Source organism: Terrihabitans soli (genome assembly GCF_014191545.1).
Classification (GTDB): domain Bacteria; phylum Pseudomonadota; class Alphaproteobacteria; order Rhizobiales; family Methylopilaceae; genus Flaviflagellibacter; species Flaviflagellibacter soli.
Window position 1 is genome coordinate 146,444 of sequence record NZ_AP023361.1, and the last position, 15,213, is coordinate 161,656.

Sequence of the window (15,213 nt, forward strand, 5' to 3'; positions counted from 1 at the left end):
TTGGCCGCGGGAGCCAGTCTTGGAAAGCAGCCCCCGCAAACCGCGGGTTGACTAACACGATGGCGTGAGTGGTGCAACACAACGAGGATGCGACTGAATGGCCACATAAATCAGCGCCGTTCTAAACAGCGCTACACAAAGCTCACCGGATCGACATCGATCTGCACCTGCAGCGATCCGGGGGCTTTCGGCGCGTTCGCAAGCCATGAGCGGATGAAGCCCGAAAGATCGGTCGTGCGCGGCGCTTTGACGATCAATCGCATGCGGTGACGGCCGCGGATCAGAGCCAAAGGCGGTTCGGCCGGCCCCAAAAGACGAATACCCGGCGTTTCCGGGAAAATCTGAGCGAGCGCGCGGGCATAGAGCTCGGCCTGTCTCTTATCCGGCGCCGAGACGATGAGACTGGCGAGCCTTCCGAACGGCGGCAGGGCCGCATCGGCCCGCGCTTCGATCTCGGCTTTATAGAAGGCTTCGCCATCATGCTTTTTCAGCGCCTGCATAACGGGATGGCCGGGATCGAAGGTCTGCACCACGCCGCGCCCGGGCTTTGCGCCGCGTCCGGCGCGTCCCGTCACCTGTTCGAGAAGCTGGAACGTGCGCTCGGCGGCCCGGGGGTCCGAGGTGCCGAGGCCGAGATCGCCGTCGACGACGCCGACCAGAGTGAGGTCCGGGAAGTTATGGCCCTTGGTCACGAGCTGGGTGCCGATAATGAGATCGACCTCATGCTTTGTGATGGCGTCGAGTTCGGCGCGCATGCGCTCGGCGCCGACGGTGATGTCGCTGGAGAGAACCGAGAGCCGCGCTTCGGGGAAAAGCTCGGCGGCTTCATCTCTTATGCGCTCCACGCCGGGGCCGACCGCAGCGAGCTTGCCGGGCATTTCGCATTTCGGGCAGGCCGGCGGCACGTCTTCATGATGTCCGCAATGATGGCAGACGAGCTGGCGGCGGAATCGGTGCTCGACCAGCCAGGACGAACAGTTCGGACATTGAAACCGGTGGCCGCAGGCGCGGCAGAGCGTCAGCGGCGCAAAACCTCTTCTGTTGAGGAACAGCAGCGCCTGTTCGCCGCGCGCCAGAGTTTCGCGCACTTCGGTTTCGAGCGGCGGCGCGATCCAGCGATTGGGCGAGGGCGGATCGTCCCGAAGATCGAGAAGTTCGATATCGGGCAGCGAGCGCCCGCCATAGCGCTCGGCGAGAAGATGATGTCTGTACCGCCCGGCATCGGCATTGACGCGTGTTTCAATGGACGGCGTTGCGGAGACCAGAACCACAGGAATTTCGGAAATCTGCGCCCGCACCACCGCCATGTCGCGTGCGTGATAAACGGGCGTATCGTCCTGTTTGAAGCCGGTATCGTGCTCTTCGTCGACGATAATGACGCCGAGATCCTTGAACGGCAGAAACAGCGCCGAACGCGCGCCGACGACGATCTGTGTTTCGCCGGTCGCCGCGCCTTCCCAGGTGCGGGCGCGGCGCCTCGGCGCCACCGTCGAATGCCATTCGCCGGGCGGTGCGCCGAAGCGGGCGGCAACGCGGTCGATCATCACCCGCGTCAGCGCGATTTCCGGCAGCAATATCAGCGCCTGGCGTCCCCTGCGCACGGCTTCGGCGACCGCCTCCATATAGGTCTCGGTCTTGCCCGAGCCGGTGACGCCTTCGAGAAGATGCGGCGAAAACTTGCGCGCGCGTACGGACGCGATGAGTTCTTCCGCGACCTTCGCCTGTTCGGCATTGAGTTCGGGCTTGGCGAACTCCGCATCGAGGCCGGAGCCGATCGGATCGGGCGGCAATTCGACAATGCGCAGCGCACCTTCTTTGATCAGCCCGTCGATCACGCCGACGGAGACGCCTGCTTCGCGCGCGAGATCGGATTTGATGCGCGCCAGATTATCTGACGCGGTCTTCAGCACGCGCTCGCGCGCCGCGGTCATGCGCGCGGGCGCATCGCCGGTCGTAATGACAGCGCGCTTGGGCGATTCGTCGCCGGCATTGCGCGCCCCGCGCAGCGCGATGCGCAGCACCATGCCGGCGGGCGAGAGCGTGTAGCGCACCACCCAATCGACGAACTTCAGAATTTCGGGCGGAAGCCTCGGGAGATCGTAAGCCGCCTCGACCGGCTTCAGTTTTTTCGCCGGCACATCCTCATCGCCCGGGCCCCAGACGACGCCGGCCTGCATGCCGCCGCCAAGCGGCACCTCGACGATGTCGCCGGGCTGCAGATCGAGCCCCTCGGGAACGGAATAGGTGAAGCTGCGGTCGAGGGCGACCGGCAGCAGAACCTCGGCGCGCTTCATTCGGGTGTGTGGCAGACGGCCTCGATATTGTGGCCCTCGGGGTCGAGGACAAAGGCGCCGTAATAGTTGGGATGGTAATGGGCGCGGATGCCGGGCGGACCGTTATCCCGGCCCCCGGCGGCTATCGCCGCTTTATAGAAGGCCTCGACCGCGGCGCGGTTTTCGGCGGCGAAGCAGACATGCACATGGGGGGTGGTCCGGCCCTCGGCGCCCAGCCAGAAATCCGGCTTGCCGCCCGGTCCGCCATAGCCGCAGGCCCTGTAGCCCGGATGCTCCTCCTGCTGGACCTCCATCACGATGGAAATGCCGAGAGGTTTCAGGGCGGCGGAGTAAAATGCCTTGGCGCCTTCATAATCTTCGACGGCGAACCCTATATGGTCGAGGATCATCCGCTTCTCTCTCGTCTCTCTTGCAAATGCGGGCGGGGCGAGCGATGCACGGCGCATCACGCGCGAGGAACTTACGCCATGAAATTCTTTGTCGATACCGCCGATATCGGGGAAATCCGGGACCTGGCCGAAACCGGCCTGATCGACGGTGTGACCACCAATCCCTCGCTGGTGCTGAAGGCCAACCGGCCCTATCCGACCATTCTGAAAGAGATTTGCGAAGTCGTGCCCGGCCCGGTCTCGGCCGAAGTCGCCGCGACCGATCTCGACGGCATGCTCAAAGAAGGCCGGACGCTGGCCAAGATCGCCTCGAACATCGTCATCAAGGTGCCGCTGACCTGGGACGGGCTGAAAGCCTGCCGTGTTTTCCGCTCGGAAGGGACGATGGTCAATGTCACGCTCTGCTTCTCGGCCAATCAGGCGCTGCTCGCCGCCAAGGCCGGCGCCAGCTTCATCTCGCCCTTTATCGGCCGCCTCGACGACATCCATCTCGACGGCATGGAGCTGATCCAGGAAATCCGCACGATCTACGACAACTATCCGGACTTCGAGACCGAGATCCTCGCCGCCTCGATCCGCACACCGCTTCACGTGAAGCAGGCCGCGATGATCGGCTCGGATGTCGCGACCTGCCCGGCGGCGGTCATCAAGAGCCTCGTCAATCATCCGCTGACGGATAAGGGCCTCGCCCAGTTCGTCGCCGACTGGAAGAAGACGGGTCAGTCGATCTGATAGTTCACCTCTCCCCGCCTGAACTCGGATGTTTCCGAGTTCAGCTCGTCTACGACCAAGTCGGGAACACCCGACTTGGTTTGGGGAGAGGTCGGCACGCAGTGCCGGGTGAGGGGCAAGTTCCAACGCGACGCCCCCTCACCCCGGCCCTCTCCCCGCGCGCGGGAGGAGGGAGAATGCTCACTCCTCTTTAAATGCCCAAGCTCCATATTAGAGCGATGCAGATCGATCTTCCCGCCGCATCCGACGTGAAGGCGCAGTTCGCCTCCTGGATCGCCCATCTCGCCGATGAGCGGCGGCTGTCCGAGCTGACGGTCGAGGCCTATGGCCGGGATGTGCGCTTCTTTCTCGGCTTCCTGCAGGAGCATCTCGGCGGCCCGCCTTCGCTGAACGATCTCGACACGCTGAAGCCGCGCGACATCCGCGCGTTTCTCGCCCGCAGACGAACCGAGGGCCTGTCGAGCCGCTCGGTGATGCGGGCGCTGGCGGCCTCGCGCAGCTTCGCCCGCTTCCTCGAACGGGCCGGCAATGGCTCGGCTTCGGCTTTGGCTGCCATCCGCGCCCCGAAAATCGCCCGCAGCCTGCCCAAACCCCTGACGGCGTCGGCCGCCCGGAAAATGACCGACACCGAGACACGGGCCGGCGATCCGCGCGAGCCCTGGGTCCTGGCCCGCGATGCGGCGGTGATCGCTCTCTTATATGGATGCGGACTTCGTATCGCCGAGGCGCTGTCGCTGACCCGGCGCGAGGCGCCCTCGAAGAGCCAGCGCGCTTTGAGGGTTACCGGCAAAGGCGGCAAGACGCGGCAGGTGCCGGTGATCGACAGCGTGGTGCAGGCGGTGGAGGACTATATCGCCCTGTGCCCCTGGACGCTTGAGCCCGACGGGCCGCTGTTTCTCGGCGCCAAAGGCGGCCCCCTATCGCCGCGCATCGTCCAGCGGGCGATGCAGGAGATGCGCTCGGCGCTCGGCCTGCCGGAGACCGCGACCCCGCATGCGCTGCGCCATTCCTTTGCGACCCATCTCCTGGCGCGGGGCGGGGATCTCCGCTCGATTCAGGAGCTTTTGGGCCATTCCAGCCTGTCGACCACCCAGATCTATACCGAGGTCGATGCGGCCAAGCTGATCGCGGTCCATGCCGCCGCCCACCCAAGGGCACGATCCGCTTGAGCCTGAAGCCATATTTCCGCGCTGAAATATGAATCGCAATTTTTGGGAAACATCCGCCCCTTAAGACGTTGTCCATCGAATTTGGTTTCTGGGGCTCACAACAATGTCGCTGAAGCGCACTCTCCTGATGGTCGCCGCCTACTTCATGGCGCTGAGCTTTATGGCTCTGCCGTTCATGCTGATCGAGGCGGATGCCCAAATTGCGCCGGCGGCGGTGATTGAGCAGCTCCAGCAGCAGTAGTTTTCTTCCCAAGGACTCGAGACCCTCGCGGAGAAACGAAAAGGGCCCGGCTTGTAGAGCCGGGCCTTTTCCGCATTTGGAGCCATCCGCATCAGGCCGTTTTGCGGTTTCGCCTCGCGAAGAGGTTCAGCGCCTCGATCAGCGCCGAGAAGGCCATGGCCGCATAGATATAGCCCTTCGGGATTTTGACTCCGAAGCCGTCGGCAATCAGCGCAACACCGATCAAGAGCAAAAAGCCCAGCGCCAGCATGATCACGGTCGGATGGCGGCCGATGAAATTACCGAGCGGGTCGGCGGCGAGCAGCATCACGCTGACGGTGACGAGCACCGCCACGATCATGATCGGCACATGCTCGGTCATGCCGACCGCAGTGACGATGCTGTCGATCGAGAAGACGAGATCGAGCACGAGGATCTGGCCGATGGTCGCGGCAACGGTGAGTTCCGCCGCGCGGGATTCGAACATATCGCCCTCTTCGGGCGGCTCCATATGGTGATGGATTTCCTTCGTCGCTTTCCAGACGAGGAAGAGGCCGCCGCCGATCAAGATGATGTCGCGCCAGGAAATCTCATTGCCGAACACCGAGAACAATGGCGCGGTCAGGCCGATAATCCACGCAATGACGAAGAGCAGCGCAATGCGCATGCCGACCGCCATGCCGATGCCGAGGCGCCGCGCGAACGAGCGCCGCTCGGGCGGCAGCTTGTTGGTGAGGATCGAGATAAAAAGAAGATTGTCGATGCCGAGCACGACTTCCATCGTGATCAGCGCCAGCAATGCCGCCCAGGCAGCGGGATCGGCAAGCAGCGTAAAAATATAGTCCATCGCTCAGGAAGATGGAGGGCAGAGCGCCGCCCGCAAGGGGCGGCGCGCCGATACCTCAGTCTACCGTATAAATACAGGGTGCCGGATTACATATGCCCGATCACATATGAATCGCGCGCTTATCGACGGCGAGCGCTGCTTCCTTCACCGCTTCGCTTAAAGTCGGATGCGCATGGCAGGTGCGGGCGATGTCTTCGGACGATGCGCCGAATTCCATGCCGAGCGCAGCCTCCGCGATAAGGGTTCCGGCTTCCGGGCCGATGATATGTACGCCGAGCACCTTGTCGGTCGTGGCGTCGGCAAGGATTTTTACGAAACCGTCCGTCGTGTCGTTCGCCTTGGCGCGGCCGTTCGCGGTGAACGGGAACTTGCCGATACTGTAAGCGGTGCCGGCGGTCTTCAGTTCTTCTTCCGTCTGACCGACGCTGGCGACTTCCGGATAGGTGTAGACGACGCTCGGTATGACGCCGTAATTCACATGGCCCGCTTTGCCGGCGAGAATCTCGGCAACCGCCATGCCTTCGTCTTCGGCTTTGTGAGCGAGCATCGGTCCGGCGATGACGTCGCCGATGGCGTAAATACCGTTGACCGAGGTCTTGAAATGGCCGTCGGTCTTGACGCGGCCGCGCTCGTCGAGCTGAACGCCCAGCTTGTCGAGGCCGAGACCTGCCGTATACGGCACGCGGCCGATGGCGACGAGAACAACATCGGCTTCGATCACTTCCGCTTTGCCGCCGGCGGCGGGTTCGATCGTCGCCTTCAGGGTCTTGCCCGACCCATCGACGCCGGTGACCTTCGAGCCGAGTTTGAAAGTGATGCCCTGTTTGGACTGCAGGCGTTCGAACTGGCGAGCCACTTCCGTATCCATGCCGGGCAGGATGCGGTCGAGGAATTCGACGACGGTGACCTCAGAGCCAAGGCGACGCCAGACCGAGCCGAGCTCAAGGCCGATCACGCCCGCGCCGATGACGAGCAGCTTGCCCGGCACTTTCGACAGCTCAAGCGCGCCGGTCGAGGAGACGATCCTCTTCTCGTCGATCTCGACGCCTTTGAGGCGCGTGACGTCGGATCCCGTCGCGATGACGATGTTTTTCGTCGTGATCTCGGTCGCGTTGCCTTTCTCGGGCTTGATCGAAATCTTGCCGGGTGCGGTGATCGTGCCGGCGCCGAAATGCACATCGATCTTGTTCTTCTTCATCAGGAAGTCGACGCCCTTCACATTGCCGTCGACGCCCTTCTGCTTGAAGGCCTGCATGGTCTTCAGATCAAGTTTCGGCGAAACGCCGATGCCCATGCCGCCGAATTTGTGTTCGGCTTCTTCAAAGAGATGCGAGGCGTGCAGCAGCGCTTTCGACGGAATGCAGCCGATGTTCAGGCAGGTGCCGCCAAGCGTTGCGCGTTTTTCGACGACGGCGGTTTTCAGCCCGAGCTGCGCCGCGCGGATGGCGCAGACATAGCCGCCGGGGCCGGTGCCGATAACGACGAGATCGTAAGTGTCAGCCATAATTTTTCAAACTCACATGAAGAGCGCGATGAACATCAGGAAGAGGCCAAGGGCGGCCACAACCCAGACCGCGGAACGGATATAGGGAATGCCCATGAGATATAGCGGTATGTAGACAAGACGAGCGAGAAGCCAGATCCAGGCTCCGGTCGTGGCAATTCCGCCGGTCTTGTTCAGAACGGCGAGCGCCAGCGAAAGCGCGATCAAGGCGGTGAAGGTTTCAAGATAGTTTTTCAGTGCGCGCTCGGCGCGTCCGGCATAGAGACCTTTCACTTGAATGCGCTCGTCGCGCGCGCTGGCGTTCCAGGCGCGGCCGAGTTCCATCGTCGCCAGGATCGCCTGCAGCGAGATGTGGAAGAAGAGAAGGGCGACCCCGAGGGCGAGGACGACGATCTCTTGAGGCATTGAAGGCATTTTGCGCTCTTACAGATCGAGCACGAGGCGCGCGGGATCCTCGAGAGCTTCCTTGACCTTGACGAGGAAGGTGACGGCGCCCTGGCCGTCGACCACGCGGTGATCGTAAGTCAGTGCCAGATACATCATCGGCCGCGCCACGATCTCGCCATTGCGCACGACCGGGCGCTGCTCGATGCGATGCATGCCGAGAATGCCCGATTGCGGCGCGTTGAGGATCGGCATCGACATCAGCGAGCCATACACGCCGCCATTCGAGATGGTGAACGTGCCGCCTTGCATGTCTTCGATGCCGAGATGGCCTTCGCGTGCCTTCTTGCCGGCTTCGACAATGGCGCGTTCGATCTCGGGCAGGGTCTTCTTGTCGACATCGCGCACGACCGGCACGACAAGGCCGCGCTCGGTGCCGACGGCGATGCCCATATGGTAGTAGTTCTTGAAGACGAGGTCGTCGCCGTCGATCTCGGCGTTGACGGCCGGAACCTCTTTCAGCGCGTGCACGCAGGCCTTGGTGAACAGGCCCATGAAGCCGAGCTTCACGCCGTGGCGCTTTTCGAAATCGTCCTTGTAATGCGAGCGCAGCTCCATCACGGCGGTCATGTCGACATCGTTATAAGTCGTCAGCAGGGCCGCGGTGTTCTGCGCATCCTTCAGGCGGCGCGCGATGGTCTGGCGCAGGCGCGTCATGCGCACGCGCTCTTCGCGCTCTACATCGGCCGGAGCGGAAGGCGCGCGCGGCGCGGCGGGAGCCGAAGGAGCCGATGCGGCTGGGCGCGACTGCGCACCACCCTGAATGACCGACAGCATGTCGCCTTTGGTCACGCGGCCGTCTTTGCCGGTTCCCGATGCCGGCGGGCTGACGCCCGATTCCGCCGCGAGACGGCGCACGGACGGCGCCTGATCGTCGGCAGATTTCGGAACCGCGCGCGGCTTCACCTCTTCTTCGGCAGCTTTGATCGGCTTTGCCGTATCGGTCTTCTCGTTCGGGTTACCGGTGCCGCCGGATTTCTTCTCGGCGCTGCCGTTGGAGGCGGCAGCAGACGCGCCGGCATCGATGGCGCCGAGCTTTGCGCCGACATTGACGGTGTCGCCTTCCTTGGCGGCGATTTCGGACAGAACACCGGCGGCGGGCGCCGGCACTTCCACCGTCACCTTGTCGGTTTCAAGCTCGACCAGCGGCTCGTCGGCTTTGACGGCATCGCCCGGCTTCTTGAACCACTTGCCGATCGTGGCCTCGGTGACGCTTTCACCCAGAGCCGGTACGCGAATTTCGGTTGCCATTTTTCACCTGTTGGCGGCGCCAAGGCCGCTTGTGCCGCTAGTAATTACGCGAAAGCCTCGTCGAGGAAGGCGCGGAGCTGAGCCTGATGTTTCGACATCTGGCCGACAGCCGTCGATGCTGCGGCCGGGCGGCCGACATAACGCAGACGGCGATCCGAACCCTTCTTGCCGGAAGCCCAGCTCACATAGTGCTCGACGAAGAACCAGGCGCCCTGATTGCGCGGCTCTTCCTGACACCAGACGATCTCGGCGTTCTCGAAAGCCGCCAGTTCCTGCGCCAGCGATTTCGCCGGGAACGGATAGAGCTGTTCGATGCGCAGGATATAGACGTCGTCCACGCCGCGCTTTTCGCGCTCGTCGATGAGGTCGTAATAGACCTTGCCGGTGCACAGGATCAGGCGGCGGATCTTCTTCGGCTCGACCAGGCCCTTGCCGCCGACGCGGGGGTCCGCATCGTCGTGCAGCCAGCGATGGAAGTAGGTGCCTTCGCCCATATGCTCGAGCTTCGAGACCGCCCGCTTGTGACGCAGAAGGCTTTTCGGCGTCATCAGGATGAGCGGCTTGCGGAAGTCGCGCTTCAGCTGACGCCGCAGGATGTGGAAGTAGTTCGACGGCGTCGTGCAGTTGGCGATCTGCATATTGTCTTCCGCCGCCATCTGCAGGAAGCGCTCAAGGCGCGCCGAGGAATGTTCCGGTCCCTGGCCTTCATAGCCATGCGGCAGGAGCATTACGAGGCCCGACATGCGCAGCCATTTCCTCTCGGCGGAGGAGATGAACTGGTCGATGACGACCTGCGCGCCGTTGGCGAAATCGCCAAACTGCGCTTCCCACAAGGTCAGCGCGCTCGGCTCGGCCAGCGAATAGCCGTACTCGAAACCGAGCACCGCTTCTTCCGACAGCATCGAGTTGATGACCTCATAGCGCGCCTGTCCGTCCTTCACATGGTTGAAGGGTTTCCAGCGGGCATCGTTTTCCTGATCGGTGAGAACCGAGTGACGCTGCGAGAAGGTGCCGCGTTCGACGTCCTGTCCGGACAGGCGCACGGGATTGCCTTCGATGAGCAAGGACGAGAACGCCAGAGCCTCACCGGTCGCCCAGTCGATGCCTTCGCCGGTCTCGATCGCTTTCCTGCGGTTTTCGAGGAAGCGGCCGATCGTCTTGTGAAGGTGGAAGCCTTCGGGCGCGGTCGTGATCTTCTCGCCGATCTCGCGCAGGGTTGCGACCGGAACGCCGGTTGAGCCGCGGCGCGCATCCTCGACATCCTTGCCGGCGGGCTTCATGCCGGCCCAGCGGCCGTCGAGCCAGTCCGCCTTGTTCGGCAGATAGGATTGTCCGGTCTCGAACTCGGAATCGAGATGCGAGCGCCAGCCCGCCTTCATCTCCTCGACTTCGGCCTCGGTGATGACGGCCTCGGCGACGAGCTTGCGGGTGTAGATTTCCAGCGTCGTCGGATGCGAGCGGATCGCCCGGTACATCAGAGGCTGGGTAAAGCTCGGCTCATCGCCCTCGTTATGGCCGAAACGGCGATAGCAGAAGATATCGATGACGACCGGCTTCTTGAACTTCTGGCGGAATTCGGTCGCGATCTTGGCGGCAAAGGTCACCGCTTCCGGATCGTCGCCGTTCACGTGGAAGACCGGCGCTTCGACCATCTTCGCCACATCCGACGGATAGGGCGAGGAGCGCGCGACGCGCGGCGACGTCGTAAAGCCGATCTGGTTGTTGATGATGACGTGGATCGAGCCGCCGGTGCGGTGACCCTTCAGTCCCGAAAGCCCGAAGCATTCGGCAATGACGCCTTGGCCGGCAAAGGCCGCGTCGCCGTGGAGCAAGAGAGGCAGAACCTGTGTGCGTTCGGCGTCCTTGTGCTGGTCCTGCTTGGCGCGGACCTTTCCGAGAACGACGGGATCGACGATTTCCAAATGCGAGGGGTTCGCCGTCAGCGACAGATGAACTTTGTTCGAGTCGAACTCGCGGTCGCTGGAGGCACCGAGATGGTACTTCACGTCGCCCGAGCCTTCGACTTCATCCGGGGTGGACGAGCCGCCCTTGAACTCATGGAACAGCGCGCGGTGCGGCTTGCCCATGACTTGCGTGAGCACGTTGAGGCGGCCGCGATGGGCCATGCCCAGCACGATCTCTTTGACGCCGAGATTGCCGCCGCGCTTGATGATCTGCTCGAGCGCCGGAATAAGAGCTTCGCCGCCGTCGAGGCCGAAGCGTTTGGTGCCGGTGAATTTGACGTCGAGGAATTTCTCGAAGCCTTCGGCCTCAACGAGCTTGTTGAGAATGGCGCGCTTGCCTTCCGGCGTGAACGCGATGGTCTTTTCCGGACCTTCGATGCGCTCCTGCACCCAGGCCTTCTCGGCCGGCGATGAGATGTGCATGAACTCGACGCCGAGCGTCGAGCAATAGGTGCGCTTCAGGATGGTCAGGATTTCGCGCATGGTCGCGAATTCCATGCCGAGCACATGGTCGAGGAAGATCTTGCGGTCGAGATCGGCCTCGGTGAAGCCGTAGCTCTCCGGATCGAGCTCCGGATGATCGCCGCGCGGTTCGAGCTTCAACGGGTCGAGATCGGCGGCGAGATGGCCGCGCATCCGGTAGGACCGGATCAGCATCAGCGCGCGGACGGAATCGCGCGTTGCGCGCTGCACGTCCTCCGGCAGGAGAGACTGGCCGGCCGACTGCGCCTTGGTTTCGATCTTTTCGCTGAGAACGCGCTCGGCTCCGCGGGCCACCTTCTCGGCGACTGCGGCCGAGCCGTTGACGGCGGCAAGCGGCGGCTGCGTCTCCGGACGTGTCCAGGAGGCGCCGCGCGCGATTTTCACCGCGTCTGCCGGGTGGTCGTTGAAGCCTGCGAAGAATTCCTGCCATTCGGCGTCAACCGAGGCGGGGTTCTCCTGATAGCGGGCGTAGAGATCTTCGATATAGGGCGCATTACCGCCGTACAGGAAGGCGGTATTCAGAAAGGCCTGATTGGCCTGCTGGCGAGACATTTTGGTTTCCGACTGCGCAACGGCCCCACTCCTGGACGTTGCTGAGACAACTAACCCCCTTCGGGTAAAGTCGGCCATTACGCGCCGCGTTTCAACCCGAAACCGATTGTTCCTCTAAACTAAATGCGGTTTACGGCAGCCCGGTGTCACGAACCGAGATGCGGCGCAATTTGCTGGCAGGCTTCCACCAGACCGCGAACGCTTTCGATCGACTTGTCGAACATGGAGCGTTCGCCCGAGTTCAGTTCGATCTCTACAACTTTCTCTATTCCGCCCGCGCCGATCACGGCCGGCACGCCGACATAAAGACCGTCGACCCCGTATTGGCCTTCGAGGAAGACCGCGCAGGGCAGAACCCGCTTCTTGTCCTTAAGATACGATTCCGCCATCGCAATCGCCGAAGAGGCCGGAGCGTAGAAGGCCGAGCCCGTCTTCAGCAGGCCGACGATCTCGCCGCCGCCTTTGCGCGTGCGCTCGACGATGGCGTCCAGCTTGGCCTGGCTGGTCCAGCCCATGCGGACAAGGTCCGGTAGCGGGATACCAGCAACGGTCGAGTAGCGGACCAGCGGCACCATATCGTCGCCATGGCCGCCGAGCACGAAGGCCGAGACGTCCTGAACCGACACGCCGAATTCGTCGGCGAGGAAATAGCGGAAGCGGCCGGCGTCGAGGACACCCGCCATGCCGACCACCATGCTCGGCTTCAGGCCCGAAGCCTTCTGCAGCGCCCAGACCATGGCGTCGAGCGGGTTGGTGATGCAGATCACGAATGCGCCCGGCGCATATTTCCGGATGCCGGCGCCGACCTGTTCCATGACCTTGAGATTGGTGCCGACGAGATCGTCGCGGCTCATGCCCGGCTTGCGCGGCACGCCGGCGGTGACGATCACGACATCGGCGCCTTCGATATCGGCATAAGAGTTGGTGCCGCTATAGCCGGCATCGAAGCCCTCGATCGGCGCGCTTTCGGCGATGTCGAGTGCCTTGCCCTGCGGCGTGCCCTCGGTGATGTCGAAGAGGACGATGTCGCCGAGTTCCTTCAGCCCGATGAGATGAGCGAGCGTGCCGCCGATCTGGCCGGAGCCGATGAGCGCGATCTTCTTGCGGGCCATGTCTGGGTTTCCTCTTAGGGGCAGTTTCTTTGGCCGTGTGACTAGGCGGTTGCTAATCTGAATTCAAGTCAACTTCCTGACCATGGGGCAGGGCGAGCCAATCTTTCGAGCCCATTTCCGCGAGGCGCGAGCGTGTGCGCTGGAAGTCCCAGCTCTGGTCGCCGCGCGTCATCAGCTCGCCCGGCGGGGCCTCGGCCGAGGCGATGAGTTTGACCCGTAATTCGTACAATTCATCGATAAGAATGACGAAACGGCGCACAATGTCGTTAGACTGGCTATCGAGTTTGGGCACGCCGTCGACGATCAGCGTGTGAAACGTGCGGGCGATCGCGCCGAAATCCGCGGGCCCGAGCGGGCGGTCGCAAAGCTCGGCGAATGTAAAACGCGCAACCCCGTTCAGCGTATTTGGAATGACGAGATCGCGGCCCTGAACCCGCAGCGTTTCGGGCTCGCCTTTGGGAGCGCCGGCAAGATCGGCAAAGGCGCGGTCGAGCGCGGCTTTCGCCGTCTCGTCCGGCGGCACGAACCAGACGGGCGCTGCGAGCAGCTTCTGCAGCCGGAAGTCTTGGGGCACATCCAGACGGATCACATCGAGCTCGCGCTGGATCAGCGCGATGAAGGGCAGAAAGAGATCGCGGTTGATGCCCTTCCAGTAGAGCCGCTCCGGCGGGGCGTTTGAGGTGGTGACGATCACCGTGCCCTGGGCGATCAGTTCGGTGAACAGGCGCGCGACGATCGTCGCGTCGGCGATGTCCTTGATCTGCAGTTCGTCGAGGCACAGAAGGCGCGCCTCGGCGGCGACGCTTTCGGCCAGAGCCTGAATGGGCTGGCGGCCGCGTTCCTCTTTGAAGTCCTTCAGCCGCTCATGCATTTGAGTCATGAACGCATGAAAATGGACGCGCTTTTTGCGCGGCTCGGGCGCGTGGCGGAAGAACAGATCCATCAGGAAGGTCTTGCCGCGCCCAGCTTCCCCCCAGAGATAGATGCCGCGCGGGCGGTGAGCTTTTCGGAACAGGCCGGGCTTGCGCCCGAGTTCGGCGATCAGCCGGTCGAACCTTGTTGCGGTTTCAACCTGCGCAGTCTCCGCACGCAATGTTCCGCGTGCTGAGCGCTCCGTTAAGATCTGTGTTAAGCTTTGCGCCATTCAGGCCGAGGTTCCCAAGTACTGGATGCTGCAGACAGCAAGCTTTTTCAACATGTTGTGGCGCTAACCCCGCTTTTCTGAATCTTTTTTGCGACAGCCGGAACCTAAATCACCGATACGCGTTTTGCCCGCTTGACGTAAACACGTAATCCCTCACACTGATGCTCATCTCTGTGCGGGGGATTGGAACGTGCGTCACGGGCTGATTTTCGCAGCCGCCATGCTGTGCGGGCTTGGAGCTGCGGCAAACACTGCAGGAGCGGTGACGCTCGTCTCCGACGCGCGCCTGACGCTGCCGGAGTTTGCCCGCAAGTCGGGCCAGGATCCGGCGCTCTTCGAAAATCGCTACGCCGCCACCGGCATGATCGTCTGCTCGGGCGTCTATTCGACCGCACAGCTCACCGTGAAGAACGACGTCGTTACGACCGCGGCACATGCCTTCTACGACACCGACGGCAATCCGCGCGGCGATCTCTCGACTTGCCATTTCAACGTGATGTCCGACGGCAAGCAGCTGCAGGTGCCGCTCGATGTCGCCTCGCTCGTCGTCGGCTCGCGCAATCCTTATGCGGTCGCGCCCGTCCACGACTGGGCGGTGGTGCGCCTCGTTCAGGCCGTGAAATCCGCTCAGCCCTACGGCATCAGCGAGCCGGGTCCGGTCGGCACCAATATTGTCATGCTCGCCCACCGCCATCGCGGCTGGGTGCATGACGGCGCCAAGGCCATCGAGCCGTGCGCCATCCGCGTCGAAAGCCTGACCGAAAAGGACATGCCGCGCGAGCTGGCGATTGACTGCTCGGCCGGCGAGGGCGCTTCGGGTTCGGCCATCATGGTGCCGGGCGAAGCGGGCGCGATGGTCGGCATTTATGTCGGCTGGCGCTCGACGCATCCGGACCGTCCCGGCCCGTTCTCGATGACGCATATGAATTTCGGCGTTGCCGTCGAAGGCCCGTTCCGCACTGCGATCGTTGCGATGACCTCGCCGCCGATCGTCGAGCAGATGCCGGCTCCGGCCGAGCACGCTGCGGCCGATACGGCCTCGACCCGTCTGCGCTGATCTCTCTCTTCGATTTAAACAAAAGGCCCGGGAGACCGGGCCTTTTGCTTT

At 63.0% G+C, this 15,213-nt stretch carries 13 protein-coding genes; 4 read left to right on the forward strand and 9 right to left on the reverse strand.

Annotation, left to right across the window (positions count from 1 at the left end; genetic code table 11):
• Nucleotides 1-131 precede the first annotated feature (131 nt).
• A complete protein-coding gene (locus IZ6_RS00830) occupies nt 132-2,294 on the reverse strand; it encodes a primosomal protein N' (RefSeq protein WP_222876141.1) in 2,163 nt (720 codons plus the stop codon).
• Complete coding sequence (locus tag IZ6_RS00835) at nt 2,291-2,680, reverse strand: VOC family protein (RefSeq protein WP_222877497.1); 390 nt, start codon at nt 2,678-2,680, stop codon at nt 2,291-2,293. The genes IZ6_RS00830 and IZ6_RS00835 overlap by 4 nt, the downstream gene beginning before the upstream one ends.
• Nucleotides 2,681-2,761: 81 nt before the next feature.
• On the opposite strand from IZ6_RS00835, the gene fsa reads away from it, so the two are divergent.
• The 3 genes from fsa (at nt 2,762) to IZ6_RS00850 (ending at nt 4,825) form a co-directional block, all read left to right on the forward strand.
• A complete protein-coding gene (fsa, locus tag IZ6_RS00840) occupies nt 2,762-3,415 on the forward strand; it encodes a fructose-6-phosphate aldolase (protein WP_222876142.1) in 654 nt (217 codons plus the stop codon).
• Between the two features lie 194 nt (nt 3,416-3,609).
• Nucleotides 3,610-4,584: a tyrosine recombinase XerC gene (locus IZ6_RS00845; RefSeq protein ID WP_222876143.1), complete on the forward strand. Its 975-nt coding sequence runs from the start codon at nt 3,610-3,612 to the stop codon at nt 4,582-4,584.
• Between the two features lie 103 nt (nt 4,585-4,687).
• Nucleotides 4,688-4,825, forward strand: a complete 138-nt coding sequence (locus IZ6_RS00850) for a hypothetical protein (RefSeq protein ID WP_222876144.1) — start codon at nt 4,688-4,690, stop codon at nt 4,823-4,825.
• Between the two features lie 91 nt (nt 4,826-4,916).
• On the opposite strand, the gene IZ6_RS00855 is transcribed toward IZ6_RS00850, so the two are convergent.
• The 7 genes from IZ6_RS00855 to zapE form a co-directional block, all read right to left on the reverse strand.
• Nucleotides 4,917-5,651, reverse strand: a complete 735-nt coding sequence (locus IZ6_RS00855; protein ID WP_222876145.1) for a TerC family protein — start codon at nt 5,649-5,651, stop codon at nt 4,917-4,919.
• A gap of 100 nt (nt 5,652-5,751) precedes the next feature.
• The gene (gene lpdA / locus IZ6_RS00860) at nt 5,752-7,155 is read right to left on the reverse strand and encodes a dihydrolipoyl dehydrogenase (protein ID WP_222876146.1); all 1,404 of its coding nucleotides are present in this window, start codon (nt 7,153-7,155) and stop codon (nt 5,752-5,754) included.
• 12 nt (nt 7,156-7,167) lie between these two features.
• On the reverse strand, nt 7,168-7,560 hold the full coding sequence (locus IZ6_RS00865) for an MAPEG family protein (protein WP_222876147.1): 393 nt from the start codon (nt 7,558-7,560) through the stop codon (nt 7,168-7,170).
• Nucleotides 7,561-7,578: 18 nt separating this feature from the next.
• The gene (odhB, locus tag IZ6_RS00870; protein ID WP_222876148.1) at nt 7,579-8,850 is read right to left on the reverse strand and encodes a 2-oxoglutarate dehydrogenase complex dihydrolipoyllysine-residue succinyltransferase; all 1,272 of its coding nucleotides are present in this window, start codon (nt 8,848-8,850) and stop codon (nt 7,579-7,581) included.
• Nucleotides 8,851-8,894: 44 nt separating this feature from the next.
• Nucleotides 8,895-11,849, reverse strand: coding sequence for a 2-oxoglutarate dehydrogenase E1 component (locus IZ6_RS00875; protein WP_222876149.1), 2,955 nt, complete (start codon nt 11,847-11,849; stop codon nt 8,895-8,897).
• Between the two features lie 146 nt (nt 11,850-11,995).
• Nucleotides 11,996-12,961, reverse strand: a complete 966-nt coding sequence (mdh, locus tag IZ6_RS00880; protein WP_222876150.1) for a malate dehydrogenase — start codon at nt 12,959-12,961, stop codon at nt 11,996-11,998.
• 52 nt (nt 12,962-13,013) lie between these two features.
• Nucleotides 13,014-14,054, reverse strand: coding sequence for a cell division protein ZapE (gene zapE, locus IZ6_RS00885; RefSeq protein ID WP_222876151.1), 1,041 nt, complete (start codon nt 14,052-14,054; stop codon nt 13,014-13,016).
• 241 nt (nt 14,055-14,295) lie between these two features.
• On the opposite strand from zapE, the gene IZ6_RS00890 reads away from it, so the two are divergent.
• The gene (locus tag IZ6_RS00890; protein WP_222876152.1) at nt 14,296-15,162 is read left to right on the forward strand and encodes a serine protease; all 867 of its coding nucleotides are present in this window, start codon (nt 14,296-14,298) and stop codon (nt 15,160-15,162) included.
• The last annotated feature ends 51 nt before the right edge of the window (nt 15,163-15,213 follow it).